Genomic DNA, 16,954 nt, shown 5'->3' on the forward strand with positions numbered 1-16,954 from the left:
AAACTTATATTGCCGAGGAGAACTCGAATTCACTCATCTTTCTAAATGCTGTTTTCTAACTTTTTCAGCAAGCCCTAGTTAATAGATGACAAAATCTGCTGGTAAGCATCGATGGTTTGCTGGGCGATCGCCTCCCAGTTATAATGCTTTTCGGCATACTTTTTGCCGTTCAATCCCCGCCGTTGGCGTTCTTCGGGATTCAGAAGTGCTGATTTGATTGAATTGGCGATCGCCCCTACTTCCAAAGGCCCCACCCAACCAGCTTCTGCTTGCTGTATGTCTTCCGCAATATGTATGCGATCGGAAATGGCGACAGGTACACCGGCGGCCATCGCTTCTGCTACAGCAATGCCAAAGTTTTCGTAATAAGAAGGCAATACAAATAAGTCGGCTTTTGTCAACAGTTCAAGTTTTAAATCACCGCTCACAAAGCCAGTTATTGTTGTGTATTTTGCTAAGCTTGAATTATGAATTTGTACTTTAATTTTTGTTTCATAATCAGCATCTTGGGGATTTGAACCAGCTAAAATCAAGTGAAAATCTATCCCCGATCTTAAAATACTTTCTAATGCGGGAATTAACAAATCAAGCCCTTTTTTAGGTTCAATTCGCGACATAAATAAGATGATTGGCACTTGAGATTCTCGCAATCTGTTAGGAAACCAACCTGGTGTCACACCCAATGGAATCACCAAATCCCGTGGCACAGGCATCTTGGCTGTGCTACCCAAACCAAATCTTTCTGAGATTTTAGCTTCTTCTTGACTTGTGAAATGAATTGCGGCTGCCCCTGCTAAATTAGGGCGTTCTAAAAGCGTGGCATAAATCTGTTTCAAGCGCTTTTTTTTCTGCAAATCAGCCGGATCGAGCATACCGCAGGGACGGATAATATATGGCAAATGATGATATCTTGCAATTGTAGCCGCGAAGGTAGTTACTGGCGAAAAAACAGCGTGAATGTGAGCCAGGTCAAATTGTCGCGCATTTTCATTTAACCACTGCAATAACGAGAGTGAAAACTTATATCTACGAAACGGAGAACAGCGGAAATAAATAATTTGATAGCCGTTTTGTTGTAGTGGTTGATTTAGAGTCACATCTAAGGGATGTTGACCGATATCTCCGTTAGAATCTGTGGTGATAATTGTGACATCAATACCTCGGGAAGCCAGGGCCGCAGAAAGTCCGAGTACCATTTGACTTGGCCCGCCGTAGACTAGAGAAATTGAGGGGATAATTTGGAGAATCCGCATCAGGGATAGTTATTTAAATCCACATACCAACATCTCCCATTACCAATTTAATTATCTGGAAAAGGTTGCCCGTCTAGCTGTTCAGCTTCCTCTCTCTTTGTTGCTGTAATTTGGGTATTGTGAGCCATTGTCTTGGAAAATTCATACATTTCACTGGCTTTTGCTTCCGCAGCTTTCACAATTTCAAGGATTTCCAGGAGTTGGCTTTCATCTGGTAATTGTTTCATGGCAATGCTTCTAATCTCTCAACTACTTTGTCTATCATGATTTTCGATTCGGGAGCCATCTTTAGCAAGGCTGCTAAATAATCTCCTGCTTTTTGAACATCTTCATCGGGCACACCAGCCATCAATACATTGCCCACAATGTGCTCTGCTTGTAAGCGAGTACCTGCTACGTTGAATTGAAAATTGGTGATGGAAGAAAAGTATTGCATCAGTATTTCATTCTGGGGAAAAAGAGACATGGCTCTTCTAAGTGCAAAAAGTCCCTGCGTTGCTTGGCGCTCGCTATCGTCTAGTACCTGGTAGAGCTCGTCAACCAAAGAGCGTATCTCGGAAGGAATAGACATTTACCAAAGTTATTATTTAACACTTGCATTATAGCTAAAAGTTACAACAATTCTTTGTAGAATTCCAACAACTGCTCAGCTAAAGCTTTATTGGTATAATTGCTCATCGCTCTATGATAACCCCGATCGCCCAAATCGGCCGCCAACTCCCGCCGCTCCATTAATTTCTGCAAACATTCTCGCAAAACCCCTGCATTTCCTTCGGGGAATAATAAGCCCGCATCGCCGATGACGTGGGGAATTTCCCCGCAGTCGGAACCAATCACCGGAATTTTACAGGCCATCGCTTCGATTAAAACGTGACCGAATTGTTCTTTCCAGCCCACCGTGGTCAAAGTTTTGAATTTATAGCTGGTTTGCGAGGGCAATACCAAACAGTTCATTAAGTTAATGTAGGGGGGAATTTCTTCGTGAGAAACGCTTTCTACCCAGATTATGCGATCGCTGATTCCCCATTCAATACATTTTTCGGCGAGGTGCGTCCGCAATTTTCCTTGTCCAACTAACAGCCACTTCCAAGAGATTTTTTTCAACCCTGCCAAGGCTTCAGCTAAAGTCAACAATCCTTTTTCTTCGACAAATCGCCCTACAAATCCTACCACAAAATCGGTCTGTTCAATACCGAACCTGCGCGATAAATCAGCGTCTTTACCAGTGTGGCGAAACAAAGCTTCATCTACTCCGAGTTGTGGCATTACTTTTACCGCACCTTGATAGCCCCGCTGCCGCAAAATTTTAGCTCCATCTAGGTTGCCTGCAATAATTCCGTCGGTGTGCTGAAGATTGTAATTTTCTAATACTGAAATCGGCCAATTCAATTGATAAGGCAGATTCCACCAAGTAAATAATATATTTTTTCCTTGCAGTTTTAGCAGTTTATTGAGTAAAATTAACTGAGCGCAAGCGATAGATTTTGAACCTTGTTCAACTTGAATTATCTGGGGTTTAATTTTTTGCAAAACTTCAATTAAATCTGTACCAAAAGTTAGCAAACCCTGATTGTTTTGACTAAAGTTGGAGACTGGGACAACTTTAAATGAGCCTTTTTGATAAAATTGCGTTTCTATAATTTTATTTTGTACGCCTCCCGGTTTCCAACGCTGCGGCACTACAACTGTTACTTCAATATCGGGTTCTAGGTTGGCTAATATCTTGAATTTTTCCCGATTAATGTCCACAATATAGGTGTGACTAGCCACGAGAATTCTCATTTATTGGGAAGGGCGAATGGGGAATAGGTAATTATTGATCGTTAATCTTGTCTTGATGGCTATAACTTTGTCCATCATTCCACAGAGATTGAATTACTGTATTTATAGCACTGAGAAAACCCAGGATATAAAAAGCAAATCTAGTTATAATTTTAATGGGCGAGGCGCTTTTATAACAAGGTGGATTTCCCAAAACGTGGCAGTCAAACAGTTTGGCAAAAAATCGCAGGCATTGAAAGGCTGTTAAATTTTTCAATCCCATGAGGAAATGGTTGTGATAAAATGTGATTTGATATTCGATCGATCGCGTGCTGACATCGTGACATCCGCCGCTCTCTTCCCCCAAGTGAACTAAACACGCATTGGGATCGTACCAAATTTTCATGCCAGTCGATCGCAATCTCAAACAAAAATCCGACTCCTCCCGCACCGCACTCCCTGCAAACCGCTCGTCAAACCTCAGCCCGCCTTCGGCAAAAACCTGCCGGCGAAAAGACATATTACAGCCCCTAGCCGAGAGCACCTGCTGCGGTTTGACTGTATGCACCAAATCGATAAAATACCAGGCAATGCCTGGATCCATCGCTTCTGAGGGCAAATATTCGATCGCCAAATCGCCTCCAGAATTATCGAGTTTCATTCTGTCAAAAACCCTGCCTGCCACACATCCCACATCGGGTTTTTCTAAATAATTGTCAGCGTGAGCAGCCAAAAAACCATCGGGCAATTGTACATCATCATCAATAAATAAAATAATTTCTCCAACTGCGCGTCGCACTGCATAATTTCGAGCCGCCGGTAAACTCGCCCAATCTACTCTAAACCACCGAATTTGGCCAGCATTTGCCAATTCCTCTAAATAAACTTGAGTTTCCGATTCGTGGGTGCGAGTTTGATCAATTACCAGCACTTCAAAATTCGGGTAATTTTGCCTAATCGCATCAGCCAATGTCTCTCGCAGAGGTTGCTCGCGGTTGTAGGTAGGTATAACAACAGAAATCATCATCACACAATTGAGTGAAAATAAAGTTAAGGGCAGGCATCCTGCCTACCCCACTCGTTATTTTTGGAGAAGTTGATTAAAAATCGAAATTAATAGTTAGAAATTTTGATTTCTGAATTTTGAATTAAAGGATTTTAACTCAAAACTCAACACTCAAAATTCACAACTTTTAGCAAGTCCCCATTTCCATCAGATAGCTATGTGTTGCTGAACGGCTAAAACTAAATTTTCAGTCCAGAAATTAGCCAATTCGGCGCTAGCAGCTTCCACCATAACTCGAATTAGCGGTTCAGTGCCAGAAGCGCGAACCAAAACCCGTCCCTGTTCGCCCATTGCTGTTGTAGCACGCTCGATCGCCTTTTGCATTGCCTCGCACTCGTGCCATTTCAGGCGTTTTTCGCGATCGTCCACCCGAATATTTCGCAGCAACTGCGGATAAGTTTGGAAACTGCCACTTACCAATTGTGCCAAAGATTGCCCGGACTGGCGCACCAGCGAAGCCATATGCAAAGCTGTCAGCAAACCGTCGCCGCTAATACCGTAATGCGGACAAAGAATGTGTCCCGACTGTTCGCCTCCCAACATCGCACCAGTGCGCTGCATTTCAGCGTGAACGTACTGATCTCCCACGTTGGTTCTAGTTAGTTTGCCCCCCAATTCTTCCCAAGCTCGCTCGAAGCCGAGGTTAGCCATTACAGTAGAAATAATTAAATTGGATGGTAACTGTTGGGAGTCGCGCAACTGCCTGCCCCACAGATAAAGAATGTAATCGCCGTCAATCGTTCGACCTTGGTTGTCAACACACAAAACTCGATCGGCATCGCCGTCAAAAGCAAATCCCAAATCGGCATTGTGTTCCAAAACAGCCGCTTGCAAACTGTCGAGATGAGTAGAACCGCAGTTAACATTAATACGATCGCCATCAGGAGAGTCGTGCAAACAGATAACATCCGCCCCCATTTGCGCGAACACCGCCGGGGCCAAACCCGCGGCAGCCCCCCAAGCCAAATCCAAAACTATCCGCATTCCCTCCAAATTCATCTGTTGCAGCGAATCACAGAGCGAAGTGGCATAATCTTTAACCAACTCAGACCGATGGTAGTGGTGTCCCCAACCCAAGCTAGAAATTGGAACCTTTGCCCCTCGGATTCCCGCTTCGATTTGTTCCTGCAACTGCTGCGACAGCTTCGATCCGTTTGAGCCAAAAAATTTAATGCCGTTGTCTTCTGGGGGATTGTGAGAAGCCGAAATCATCACTCCGCCGACCGACTCCGAAACGCTTGCCAGATAAGCAACGCAGGGAGTGGGACACAATCCCAAATTCCACACTTCCAAACCGGCTGCCGTCAAACCCGCTGACAGTGCCATTGCCAGCATATCGCTGGAATTCCTGCTGTCTTGTCCCAAAATCACAGGCCCCTGGTTGGGGGAATGTTGCCGTAGAACTTGTCCAGCCCAGAAGCCCACTTGCAGGGCTAGGGGTGCATTCAGCAATTCTCCAACTTTCCCGCGAATGCCGTCTGTGCCGAAGAGTTTGGTATTTGGCAGGGAGAGGCTATCTCCCACCAGAATCGTATCGCGTTTGACTGGCTGTACCGAGTTAGCAGCCGGAAACTCGCTGCCACGAGGGCGCGAAGGTGTCTGAACCATATTCACTCCTTTAGGAATATTCACACTCACACTTTGGGTTCATGTTACAACTGAAAGCTTTATTTTCAGCCTAAACTCCATTTATTTCGTCAATTGCTGAAGCAACTTGCTCTGAGAACCTACGCACCAAGCTTAACTTCATCGGAAAAATTTGTATGGTATTCAAGGGAAAAACTTTTAGTACCGAGGGCGCGCCCACGCCCGGAAACCCGGTTTCTTCCTGTCTCCAGGCGTGACTACGAATTTCAAAGGTGGTACCCGCCACGTAATTTATCTCGCGCAAGTCAATCCAAAATCGAAAATCCTCAAGAAAGAGCATTTATCTCGCGCAAGTCAATCGAAAATCTAAAATCTAAAATCTAAAATCGATTGACGCTGCTGCTGTTTGAGCCTGTCAGCCACTGCGGGAATAGAAGGTTAATGCTGTATTGCCGTATACTTTGTGGCGGCAAATTTCTAGGCCGGAAATCGCTTGTGTCGATCGCTCCGGGCTATGTTCGACGGCCATTTCGCCGTTTGGTGCTAGCATTTCTTGGCTGGCGATCGTGTTTAACACAGGTTCGTACAAGTCGCTGGCGTAGGGCGGATCGAAGTAAATGCGATCGAACTGCTGCCCAGCTAGTGTTGCCAACTTCGCCGTCGCGTTTCCGCGCAGTATTTGGAATGTTTGGGACGAGTCTGCTATTTGCTCCCAGTTTTCGCGAATAATCGCACAAGCTTTCGCCGACTGTTCGATGCCAGTGACACTCGCGGCTTGACGACACAAAGCTTCTGCACCCATCGAACCGCTGCCGGTACAAATGTCAAGCCATCTGCAATCTGCGATCGTCCCTTGCCAAATATTAAATAAAGCTTCTCTGACTCGCGAAGGTGTAGGGCGAGTTGCGAGTCCCGGCAGAGTTTTGATTTGGCGGTTGCCACAGATTCTCAGACTCATACAATTTTAGATTTTAGATTTTAGATTTTAGATTGGGGATGACTGACTAAATATGAATTTGGTGCAGACTTACAGTTGCATTCTTTATTGAAACTAATATCATTTAAAACTATAAACACCCGGTTTATACCACAAACCGGGTTTTGCACAAATCCCCTAAGCGGGTACTTTTTCCCTCACCAGACTGACAAAATTTGACAGCATTTGCAATCCCGTACTCGAAGACTTTTCCGGGTGAAATTGCACGGCCATCAAATTGTCTTTAGCTATAGCCGCCGTCACGTTTTGACGGCCGTGAGTCACAATTGCCGATCGCACTTCCAAATCCACCGGATCGACATAAAAAGAATGCACGAAATAAACCCAAGGATCGGACGGTAAATTTTGCCACAGCGACAAATCCGGCTGAGTTAATTGCAATTGATTCCATCCCATGTGGGGAATTGTCAAACCCGGTTCCGAGCGAAATCGGCGCACTTTTCCCGCAATAACGCCCAATCCCGCTTCTACGCCTTCTTCGGAACTTTCAAACAGAATTTGCAAACCCAAACAAATGCCTAAAAAAGGTTTTCCAGAGGCGATAGCCCTTTTTATCGGTTCTATCAAATTGCGCGATCGTAAATTCTGCATTGCCGGGTCAAACGAACCTACCCCCGGCAAAACCACTGCATCAGCCTGCTCGATTATAGCAGGAGAATCCGTAATTTGTGGCACTGCACCCACATTTTCCAAGCCTTTACAGACCGAGTGCAGATTGCCCATGTCATAGTCCACTACTGCAATGACAGACATTGACTTACTTGCCTTATATTATCAATATCAGTATTATTGCATACAATTAGTCATTAGTCATTAGTCATTAGTCAACAGTTAACAGTTAACAGTTAACAGTCAACAGTCAACAGTCAACCGTTAACAGTCAACCGTTAACAATCCCCCATCATTTATGACAACCAAAATCCTGCTAACCTCATTTGATACTTGGCTTCCCCATCAGAAATCCAACTCTTCGGACGACTTATTAGCCAAGATTTCCCAAATCAAATCTTTGCCTGATTCCGTGACTTTTTTGAGGAAACTGCCTGTAGATTTTCAGCTAGCACCTAATTTAGCGATCGCCCAAATCAACCAACTCCAACCCGACACTATTATCTGCTGCGGCATGGCCGAAAGTCGGCAAAAATTAACCGTAGAATCTTGCGCTTGCTGCGATAGCGACATTCTGAAAACAGCAGTTAATCTCGAACCGCTAGTCGCTGATTTAGCCGCAACAGAAATCAGTCACGAAGCCGGAAACTTTGTTTGCGAAGCCCTGTATTATGCGGTTTTAAAACACCTTGCAGATTCTCAACTTAGCACCCAATGTATTTTCGTACACGTACCAATTTTGACAGAAGAAAATGCCGACAAAATTGTCGCCGATTTTTTATTAATTTTAACTCGCCTCCCTTAACAACTGACAACTGACAACTGACAACTGACAACTGCCAGTTGTCAACTGCCAAGTCTTTAGCCGCCGTAATTCCAACCCGTGCTTTCTAGCAGCAACGGATTGCCTTCTCGGTGGACGCCGGCTGCCAAAACTTCTCCCACATAAACCGTGTGATCCCCGTGTTCCACAGCCCCGACAACTTTGCACTCGATGTAACCCAGAGAATCCGAGATAATCGGACAAGCAGTTTCCGCGCCCGGATAAAATTCTACATCCTCAAATTTATTGCCAACGCGGCGCTGCTGCTTGAAGAATTTCTGGGCTAAGTCTTTCTGTCCTGCTTCTAGGAAACTCAAAGCAAAGACACCGCTGGCTTTGATCATGGCGTGGGATTTGGAGTCTTGCTTGACGCAGTTGACAACTAAGGGAGGGGTAAAGGAAGATTGCATCACCCAGCTAGCGGTGAAACCGTTGACTTCCTCCCCGTCTTTGACACCGCAGATGTACAATCCGTGAGGGATTTTCCGCAAGATGGTCTTTTTAGCTTGTTCGTCTAGCACGGGCTTACCTGTTCGATCGATAATTCTACACCGCTCAGTTTACCAATGTCGCGCCCACAAACCTACCTGTCTTAAGGGCTATTCGCTAATATTGCCTTTTTCGATCCCAAACTTGACACCAGTTTTAAGTGAAAATTAACAACTCACAACTATTATGAAACTCCGTGCTTCTTAAACCAATCTTGCATCTGTTTCCAAGCATCCTTAGCTTCTTTTTCTCGGTAACTGGGGCGATAGTCAGCATTAAAAGCGTGCGGCGCATCTGGATAAAGCACAATTTCGGAACCGCTGCTACCAGTTTTGAGAACTTCCCGCATTTTCTCGACTGTATCGTTGGGAATTCCCTCGTCTTTGCCGCCGTAAAGCCCCAAGACAGGCACTTTCAAAGTTGCTGCAATGTCGATCGGCTGTTTGGGAGTTAAAGCCGTAGAATCGCCAACCAAACGCCCGTACCAAGCCACTCCAGCTTTGACTTTCGGGTTATGGGAAGAGTACAGCCAAACAATTCTGCCACCCCAGCAAAATCCTGTAATTCCCAACTTATTAATATTGCCTTTTGCTGACTTTTGTGCCCAATCTACGGCTGCATCTAAATCGGACATAACTTGCTCGTCAGGAACTTTCGAGACAACTTTACTCCTAATTTCTTGAATGTCGGTCATTTTAGAAACATCACCTTGACGGGCAAACATTTCTGGGGCGATCGCTAAATAACCTAATTTTGCCAAACGGCGGCAAATATCTTGAAGGTGCGCGTGAACTCCGAAGATTTCTTGAATTACTAAAATTACTGGAAAATTGCTGCCGCTGGCTGGCATTGCTCTGTAGGCTGGAATTGAGCCGTCTTTTACAGGAATTTTTACCTCACCTGCAACTAAACCAGCAGCATCCGTATTGATAACGGCAGCCGCCAGAGGATGAACTGCTAAGGTAAATCCGGCGCTTAATGCGGTGACAATGATAAATTGTCTGCGAGTTAAGTCTTTCATGGGTTATTGGTTATTGGTAATGGGGAATGGGGCATTGGGCATTGGGCATTGGGCATTGGGCATTGGTAATTGGAAGTAACCAATGACTAATGACTAATGACTAATGACTAATGACGGAACAGCCGATCGTGCTCTGGATGGTACAAGCGCGATCGTCCTTCTGCTGATTTTCCCAACGCCGGACTAATCACATACATTGTCGTTCTGATCAAATTATTTTCGCGCGTAGCAACTGCCATTTTGTCAAGGGGAACTAGCACAATTTTTTCATCCGGCCAGCCCAACCGATAACAAATCGCTACAGGCAAATCCGATGGGTAATGTTCCATCAATTTAGCTTGAGCTTGTTCGACATGGCGGGCGCTCAAATACAGGCACAAACTCGCTTGATGAGCCGCTAAACTCGCCAATTCTTCGCGTTCCGGTACTTCGGTTCTGCCACTAATTCGCGTCAAAATAATTGTCTGTACAATTCCCGGAACTGTCAACTCAATTTTAAGTTTAGCCGCCGCAAGTTGGAAAGCGCTAATTCCCGGAATTACCTCAAAAGCAATTCCCTCGCAGGCCAAAGCTTGCATTTGTTCGCCCACAGCCCCGTATAGACAGGGATCGCCGGAATGGAGGCGGACGACGCTTTTTCCGTCGCGCACTCGCTCCACCATCAAAGGTACAATCTCTTCGAGGGTCTTATCCGCAGTTTGGATCGCTTCAGCATCTGCGCGCACCCCCTGCAAAATTTGCTTTGGGACTAGCGAATCAGCAAATAATATAACATCGGCTGCAGCCAGTAATTTTTGAGCCTTAACAGTCAACAAATCCGGGTCTCCCGGGCCTGCACCTACAATGTATACCCCTGGAATTAGTGATTCAATCTCTGTCAAACTCATTGCTGCTAAAAAATTTTCTAAATTTACTGGCGCTTCCGGATGTGCCTATTTTGGTTGGAAGTAAGAGATGGTAGATGCACCCTGGTTTTGAACCCTAGAGACTAACCTCTCTGGGGTTTTTTATTTATCCTCTGGGGATTTCGGAGCGATATTTGCCCGATCGCTATTGGGGGAGACAACATCGGGTAAAGGTCGATCGAGCAAATAAAGCCAAGCTAACCCGCCCAACCCTAAAACAATCCCAGTCAAGCTTACCATCTGTGCCGTCCGCAGCGGCCCGAACATCAAACTATCAGTCCGCAACCCTTCAATCCAGACTCGACCGGAACTGTAAGCTGCGATATAGACCAAAAATAAAGCACCAGTTTTCAAGCGAATTTTGCCCTGCAAATCGCGGAAAAACAAAGTTAGAAGCAACCCAAATACTGTCAAATTCCACAGGGATTCGTAGAGAAATGTGGGGTGGAAGTATTCAAAATTAGCATAGGCGGGCGGGCGGCTGTTTGGCGGAATATAGAGTTTCCAAGGCAAATCCGTAGGACTGCCAAAAGCTTCCGAGTTAAAGAAATTTCCCCAGCGTCCGATCGCCTGACCGAGAATTGCCGAAGGCGCGATTAAATCTGCCAATTGCCAAAAAGAAACTCGCTGGATTTTTGCAAAAATTAAAGCTGCGATCGTGCCACCCAAAATCGCCCCGTGAATGGCAATTCCGCCTTTCCAAATCGCAATAATATCTTCAGGCCTCTGGGCGTATTGCGGCCACTCAAAAGCTACGTAATAAATTCGAGCACAGGGAATAGCGCCCAGAACCAGCCAGATTGCCAAATCACCCAGCAATTCCGGGTTGACGCGGCGCTTTTCGGCCAAGTATTGGGAGAGACTGACCCCAATCAAGACGGCAGAAGCTATCAACAGCCCGTACCAGCGAATGGCTACGGGGCCAAGTTGAAAGATAATTGGGCCAGGCGATGTAAATTGAAACGCTAAGGGCAGCGCAAGAATATTTAGCACCATAAAAGTTGCATTAATTGTGATGGAAAGCTGTCAAATTTGCATACCCTTTCACAAACTCCAGAGTTTATTTTAGGTGGCGGCGGTCATTTACACGCAATATTTGGGGAATTTTACCAAATATTAACTTTGTTGCGGACATTGATGTCTGGAGTTTTCTTTATGAGTCCAAAATAAGATGCCCCCTAACCCCCCTTTTTTAGGGGGGAACCGGATTATTCTCAAAGTCAACCCCTACTCCCCTTCTTAAGGGGGATTTAGGGGGATCGAGAGTTCACCTTTTTGAGGATTAACGGCCGCTTTGGTCGATAAGTTTTAATATAGAGGGTAGCTTTAAATTTTCTAATGACCTATGTCTCCTACTTCCGTTTCTCAGGTGTACTCTTCTGGTAATTCCAGGGGTGCGAATCAGTCTCGCAAGACTGCTGCTTTGGCTGTTGAGTCGGGTAAAATTCCGCCCTTGCTGGGGGCGAGTTTAGCTGAGTTAACGGAGTGGGTGCAGCAGCAGGGACAACCAGCTTATCGCGGAAAGCAGTTGTACCAGTGGATTTATGAGAAAGGTGCGCGATCGATCTCTGACATTTCTGTATTCTCGAAACAGTGGCGCGAGACTGTTGCTAAAATTCCGATCGGGCGATCGACGATTCACTATCGATCGGTCGCACCAGACGCCACGGTAAAGTATCTCTTAAAATTGGCAGACGGTCAAATCATTGAAACAGTCGGCATTCCCACCGATAAACGGCTGACTGTGTGCGTCTCAGCCCAAGTTGGCTGCGCGATGGGCTGCGACTTTTGCGCTACCGGGAAAGGCGGTTTCAAGCGCAATTTAGAAGTAAACGAAATCGTCGATCAAGTTTTGACTGTACAGCAAGATTTTGGCCGCCGAGTCAGCCACATCGTATTTATGGGAATGGGCGAACCCCTGCTGAATTTCGATAATGTTGTAGCTGCTGTCAAGTGTTTGAATCAAGATGTAGGAATTGGACAGCGAAATATCACCATTTCCACAGTAGGAATTCGCAATCGCATCAGCCAACTAGCCGAACATCAACTGCAAGTTACCCTCGCCGTCAGCCTCCACGCTTCCAATCAAAGATTGCGCGAAGAGTTAATTCCTAGCGCCCGCCCTTATCCTTTGGGTGAGTTAATCGCAGAATGTCGGGAATATGTGCGATCGACTGGGCGCAGATTGAGTTTTGAATACGTACTTTTAGCAGGTGTGAATGACTTGCCAGAACACGCAGCCGAGTTAGCAACTCATTTGCGCGGCTTTCAGTGTCACGTCAATTTGATTCCTTACAATCCGATTCAGGAAGCTGAATATAAGCGACCGACTCCCAATCGAATTAACAGTTTTGTTGCGACTTTGAAGGAAAAGAAAATTGCAGTTAGCGTGCGGTATTCTCGCGGCTTAGAAGCAGATGCCGCCTGCGGACAATTGCGGGCATCCGAGGTTTAGGATTAGATTTTTAACCGCTAAAATTTGTTGTAGGGTGCGTTAGATATGAGATGTTGCACCATTCTCAATTAGCCTTTTGCGGGCGGGCAGGATGCCCCACCCCTACTCCCCACAAGAAGAAAACTCCATCTTTGTGGAACAGGCATATTGCCTGTTCTTAAGAATGGTGCAAGATGTGAGTTAGACAGCGTTATTTTATCAATTATCGATAAACTACATTGTGACGCACCATAAGCTGTTGTGAACCTAATTTGACAGTCAATTTTTCTACAATTATTGTGGAACGGGCATCCTGCCCGTCTCTCGATTCAATTTAAATGTGTAGCAGCTTACTAACTCTTTACAGGCGTTTAACAAGTATCCACCGCAACTCTAACGGCGGTGTTTGTTGCACCGAAAATAAATCGCGCCCGCTAGCCCAACTGACAAACCAAGGTGTCGGCGGCCACGCCGAATCAGGCAAATGTTTTTGTTCGTATTCAATCACCGATTCATCAGAAATAATTTCTAACGGCAAACCCTCTATTGCTGCTTGCAATTCTTCTCTGGTAATCAGATAAGACCAACACAATTCAGACATTTGTTTTGCCATCTCATCGGGTTCGTACCCATCTACAGCTAAGAAAGCACTGAATAAGATAAACCCGCCGCTTAAAACAGCATCGGACATTTTGCCTAGGAACAAACGAATTTGTTCGGGGTAGCGGAAATGAGAGAGAACTTCGGTAGCAATGGCTAATTTGTACCGATAAGTTTTCATTCTCAATAAGGGGTCTAAAACGTCGCCTTGGGTGACATTTATCGGCAAGTTTTCGGCGGTTGCTGCGGATGATAGTTTCTCGGCAAATATGGGTGTTAGTTCGATCGCATCCACGGAATGGCCTAACCTTGCTAAGGGCAAACTATTGCGCCCTGGGCCCGCACCGACATCTAAAATAGGTGCTTTTCCCGGTTCGCCTAATTCGGCAGCAATGGCGATGACTTTGGCATCGGGATGGCTGCCGAATAAAGGTTCGGGGCGAATATCCGGCCAGCTATGATATTTCTGGGCCATTGATTCGATTTGAATCTTGGTATTCAGAGTAATGCCGCCAGCTAAACCTGTTTGGGAATTGGCGGGAAAATAGGAAACTATTAGATTAGCATGGGGGGAATTTTTGAATCCTTCTGCTAAGGCGTTGGCGATTAATGTTCGCAAGTTTTCGGTTTGGGCAGCGTCGATGTTTTGTCCGAGAATGTTTAAGAAGCCTGACAGTAATTTAAGATAGTCGTCTAGCATCGATGGCAAGCAAGGCAGATAGAATTCTCCCTTGATGCCGATGTTCTTTTTGAGCCTTTCTTTGAGAATTAATTTCAGGCGATTGGAGTCTGTCAGCGGCGGGCCTGTTTCGGGTGATTCGCTGACGGGCAATTGGGGAATAGATGCGGCACTGGTGAGGTTTTTAGTCACAATCTTTTTGATTAGATTCGGCAATAAGTGCAAGAGCACCTAGCATAATCTTGTGCTCTTGCACCTGAATTCTCGCGTGCAGCGTTTCTGCGGTATCATCAGGCAATACCGGCACAGCAGCCTGCATTAAAATCGGCCCGCTGTCTACTTCTAAACGGGCGATATGCACGGTACATCCGGTGATTTTAACCTTAGCGGCCAGTGCTTGCTCGACGGCGCGAATTCCTGGGAAACTCGGCAGTAAGCTGGGGTGAATGTTAATAACGCGATCGGGAAAAGCATCAAACAAAACTGTGGTAACAATTCGCATCCAACCCGCCATCACTATCCATTCTACATCATATTCTTGAAAAGTTTTGACAATTTTTGTATCTAATTCTTCGCGACTTTTGCAGTCGCGGTGATTGAGAAGAATCGAGGGAATGCCGTATTTTTGGGCTCTGGCTGCGGCTTTGGCTTCGGGGTTGTTGTAAATTAATACTGGGATTTGAGCGTTGAGTTGTTGGTTTTGAATGGCTTGGGCAATTACCTCGAAGTTGCTGCCGCTTCCTGATGCTAAAACTCCTAATTTTAAGGGAGGATGAGCCGGAGCGAGCACACTTTTGCCAATCTCAGGAGAAATCAGGCAGGCATTGGAATTAACAGATACTGGAGTAGCGGTCATTCGATTTTAGATTTTAGATTTTAGATTTTGGATTGACCCCACGGATAAATTCGGGGGCGTGAGGATTTTAGATTTTAGATTTTGGATTGATTCCACGGATAAATCCGGGGGCTTGTACCATCAAGAAATTCTTGGTCATAAAGATAAAAACTATTCACTCGTCTTCTACTATAGAGGTAAAGGGTAAGGTGTGCTTGGTCGCACTCTACATCGAGATATTGGCTCAGTCCTAAGTATATTTTATTTTGTCACTTACTGATTCAACCCTATTCTACAATATTCTCAAAAAACTCTTCCCTGAGAATCGAATAAAGTTTTAGATCCCAATATCTGTCTTTCACAAATAGGTGCTGTCGCAATACCCCTTCCAATTGCATCCCCACTTTTTCCATCACCCTAGCGGAAGCAATATTGTTAACTTCACATCGAGCCATAATTCGATTCAGCAACATTTCCCGAAAACCGAATTCAATCACTGCATTGACAGCCTCGCTCATGTATCCTTCGCCCCAATATCTCCTAGAAAGTGCGTAGCCAATTTCCGCGCGGCTGTGCGTCATGCTCCATTCCACAAATCCGCAAGTCCCGATAAATTTTTTCTCGGCTTTGTGGACAATTCCCCAATCTACAAGCTCTCGTCTTTTGTACATTTTTGTAAGTGACCTGAGAAAGTATTTAGTATCTTCGAGCGAGGTGTGAGTTGACCACATTGTGTATTGTGATACTTCGGGGTTTGAGGCATACTCAAACATATCGCTCGCATCGTTTAAAGTAATTTTTCGGAGCAGGAGTCTTTCAGTTTCTATAGTGGGTAAATTAGCTAATATATCGATAAGGTTCATTGTGACATTGACCTATATTGTGATACCATTTAAAACTAAAAGCTAAAATTTACAAGCCAATGGTTCGGATTAAATTTGGGCGTTTTAACTGGTTGGATAATGATTCGATCGCAGCTTGGACTTTTCTGGCCCCAGCTTTGCTGTTTCTGGGTACTTTTTTGATTTGGCCGATCGCCTATTTATTTTACCTCAGCTTTACCAGCGGCAGCTTTACCCAGTCGGGAGTGCGTTGGATTGGCTTCAACAACTACTGGCGTCTAGTCACAAACCCGGATTTCTGGCAAATTCTCCAAAATACGCTCTATTTTACTACTGCAACAGTCATTCCCAGTTTAGTGATTCCATTGGGCTTAGCAGTTTTGCTAAATCGCTCGTTTGCTTGGCGAGGAGCTCTCCGCACCGCTTATTTTATTCCTTCGATTACCTCTTTAGTTGCAGTTGGCTTGGGTTGGCGGTGGTTGTTTCAAACCGAAGGCCCGGTGAATAATGCCCTAAGTGCGATCGGTTTAAATCCAATTCCTTGGCTTAGCAGCACAGTTTGGGCAATGCCTGTGATAATTCTGCTGAGTGTTTGGAAACAATTAGGCTTTAATATGGTAGTATTTTTAGCAGGATTGCAAGCAATTCCGGTAAATCGTTACGAAGCCGCAGAATTGGATGGAGCTAATGCTTGGCAGCAATTTTTGTACATCACTTTACCCGGTTTGCGGCCGACTTTAGTATTTGCTACTGTCACTACTGCTATTTTTACTCTGCGGAGTTTCGAGCAAGTTTACGTCATCACCGGCGGCGGCCCTTTGAACTCTACTAATTTGCTAGTTTATTATATTTACGAGCAAGCTTTTTCGCAATTTGATTTTGGCTATGCAGCCGCAGCGGCAACTTTCCTGATGGCTATAGCTTTGCTATTAGTCTATTTACAACTAAAAGTTTGGGGCGAAGATGCTTGATTTCTCATCCGGTAGTTTATCTGCGGGGCGGGTTTAGGAGATTGTTTTTTTTAGCTCAGATGTTGCACCATTGTCAAGAACG

The 16,954-nt window shown here is 45.2% G+C and carries 19 protein-coding genes; 3 read left to right on the forward strand and 16 right to left on the reverse strand.

What is annotated here, in order from left to right:
* Positions 1-74: 74 nt before the first annotated feature.
* From hpsP to hisH, 9 genes are all read right to left on the reverse strand, one after another.
* Positions 75-1,253, reverse strand: a complete 1,179-nt coding sequence (gene hpsP, locus QUB24_RS24000; protein WP_333156009.1) for a hormogonium polysaccharide biosynthesis glycosyltransferase HpsP — start codon at positions 1,251-1,253, stop codon at positions 75-77.
* Positions 1,254-1,300: 47 nt separating this feature from the next.
* On the reverse strand, positions 1,301-1,480 hold the full coding sequence (locus QUB24_RS24005) for a hypothetical protein (protein ID WP_190738631.1): 180 nt from the start codon (positions 1,478-1,480) through the stop codon (positions 1,301-1,303).
* The gene (locus tag QUB24_RS24010) at positions 1,477-1,824 is read right to left on the reverse strand and encodes a hypothetical protein (RefSeq protein WP_333156010.1); all 348 of its coding nucleotides are present in this window, start codon (positions 1,822-1,824) and stop codon (positions 1,477-1,479) included. Before QUB24_RS24010 ends, QUB24_RS24005 begins: the two co-directional genes overlap by 4 nt.
* Positions 1,825-1,865: 41 nt before the next feature.
* Positions 1,866-3,035 carry a hormogonium polysaccharide biosynthesis glycosyltransferase HpsO gene (hpsO, locus tag QUB24_RS24015; protein WP_333156011.1) on the reverse strand — a complete coding sequence of 390 codons (1,170 nt, stop codon included), beginning with the start codon at positions 3,033-3,035 and terminating at the stop codon, positions 1,866-1,868.
* Between the two features lie 31 nt (positions 3,036-3,066).
* On the reverse strand, positions 3,067-4,041 hold the full coding sequence (hpsN, locus tag QUB24_RS24020; RefSeq protein ID WP_333156013.1) for a hormogonium polysaccharide biosynthesis glycosyltransferase HpsN: 975 nt from the start codon (positions 4,039-4,041) through the stop codon (positions 3,067-3,069).
* Between the two features lie 186 nt (positions 4,042-4,227).
* On the reverse strand, positions 4,228-5,688 hold the full coding sequence (gene glmM / locus QUB24_RS24025) for a phosphoglucosamine mutase (RefSeq protein WP_333156014.1): 1,461 nt from the start codon (positions 5,686-5,688) through the stop codon (positions 4,228-4,230).
* A gap of 70 nt (positions 5,689-5,758) precedes the next feature.
* On the reverse strand, positions 5,759-6,007 hold the full coding sequence (locus QUB24_RS24030; RefSeq protein WP_333156015.1) for a hypothetical protein: 249 nt from the start codon (positions 6,005-6,007) through the stop codon (positions 5,759-5,761).
* Between the two features lie 75 nt (positions 6,008-6,082).
* On the reverse strand, positions 6,083-6,625 hold the full coding sequence (gene rsmD, locus QUB24_RS24035; RefSeq protein ID WP_333156017.1) for a 16S rRNA (guanine(966)-N(2))-methyltransferase RsmD: 543 nt from the start codon (positions 6,623-6,625) through the stop codon (positions 6,083-6,085).
* 156 nt (positions 6,626-6,781) lie between these two features.
* Positions 6,782-7,417: an imidazole glycerol phosphate synthase subunit HisH gene (gene hisH, locus QUB24_RS24040; protein WP_333156018.1), complete on the reverse strand. Its 636-nt coding sequence runs from the start codon at positions 7,415-7,417 to the stop codon at positions 6,782-6,784.
* Between the two features lie 154 nt (positions 7,418-7,571).
* Here hisH and QUB24_RS24045 point away from each other — a divergent pair, with 154 nt between their 5' ends.
* Positions 7,572-8,078 carry a pyroglutamyl-peptidase I family protein gene (locus QUB24_RS24045; RefSeq protein WP_333156019.1) on the forward strand — a complete coding sequence of 169 codons (507 nt, stop codon included), beginning with the start codon at positions 7,572-7,574 and terminating at the stop codon, positions 8,076-8,078.
* A gap of 56 nt (positions 8,079-8,134) precedes the next feature.
* Here the strand turns inward: QUB24_RS24045 and QUB24_RS24050 are convergent, their stop codons facing one another.
* The 4 genes from QUB24_RS24050 to lgt all read right to left on the reverse strand — a co-directional run bounded on the left by QUB24_RS24050 (position 8,135) and on the right by lgt (position 11,507).
* The gene (locus QUB24_RS24050) at positions 8,135-8,617 is read right to left on the reverse strand and encodes a flavin reductase family protein (protein WP_333156020.1); all 483 of its coding nucleotides are present in this window, start codon (positions 8,615-8,617) and stop codon (positions 8,135-8,137) included.
* 152 nt (positions 8,618-8,769) lie between these two features.
* Complete coding sequence (locus QUB24_RS24055) at positions 8,770-9,606, reverse strand: dienelactone hydrolase family protein (RefSeq protein ID WP_333156021.1); 837 nt, start codon at positions 9,604-9,606, stop codon at positions 8,770-8,772.
* A 107-nt stretch (positions 9,607-9,713) separates the two neighbouring features.
* On the reverse strand, positions 9,714-10,493 hold the full coding sequence (gene cobM / locus QUB24_RS24060) for a precorrin-4 C(11)-methyltransferase (protein WP_333156022.1): 780 nt from the start codon (positions 10,491-10,493) through the stop codon (positions 9,714-9,716).
* 120 nt (positions 10,494-10,613) lie between these two features.
* A complete protein-coding gene (lgt, locus tag QUB24_RS24065) occupies positions 10,614-11,507 on the reverse strand; it encodes a prolipoprotein diacylglyceryl transferase (RefSeq protein WP_333156024.1) in 894 nt (297 codons plus the stop codon).
* A gap of 349 nt (positions 11,508-11,856) precedes the next feature.
* Here lgt and rlmN point away from each other — a divergent pair, with 349 nt between their 5' ends.
* Positions 11,857-12,966 (forward strand): 23S rRNA (adenine(2503)-C(2))-methyltransferase RlmN, encoded by a 1,110-nt coding sequence (rlmN, locus tag QUB24_RS24070; RefSeq protein ID WP_333156025.1) that lies wholly within the window; start codon positions 11,857-11,859, stop codon positions 12,964-12,966.
* A gap of 340 nt (positions 12,967-13,306) precedes the next feature.
* On the opposite strand, the gene QUB24_RS24075 is transcribed toward rlmN, so the two are convergent.
* The 3 genes from QUB24_RS24075 to QUB24_RS24085 form a co-directional block, all read right to left on the reverse strand.
* Entirely contained in the window at positions 13,307-14,416 is a 1,110-nt protein-coding gene (locus tag QUB24_RS24075) for a class I SAM-dependent methyltransferase (protein WP_333156026.1), read from the reverse strand.
* Entirely contained in the window at positions 14,409-15,080 is a 672-nt protein-coding gene (purN, locus tag QUB24_RS24080; RefSeq protein WP_333156027.1) for a phosphoribosylglycinamide formyltransferase, read from the reverse strand. Before purN ends, QUB24_RS24075 begins: the two co-directional genes overlap by 8 nt.
* 266 nt (positions 15,081-15,346) lie before the next feature.
* Entirely contained in the window at positions 15,347-15,922 is a 576-nt protein-coding gene (locus QUB24_RS24085) for a GNAT family protein (RefSeq protein ID WP_333156028.1), read from the reverse strand.
* A gap of 59 nt (positions 15,923-15,981) precedes the next feature.
* On the opposite strand from QUB24_RS24085, the gene QUB24_RS24090 reads away from it, so the two are divergent.
* Positions 15,982-16,872 carry a sugar ABC transporter permease gene (locus QUB24_RS24090; protein ID WP_333156029.1) on the forward strand — a complete coding sequence of 297 codons (891 nt, stop codon included), beginning with the start codon at positions 15,982-15,984 and terminating at the stop codon, positions 16,870-16,872.
* Positions 16,873-16,954 lie beyond the last annotated feature (82 nt).

The organism is Microcoleus sp. B9-D4, assembly GCF_036705105.1.
Lineage (GTDB): Bacteria > Cyanobacteriota > Cyanobacteriia > Cyanobacteriales > Microcoleaceae > Microcoleus.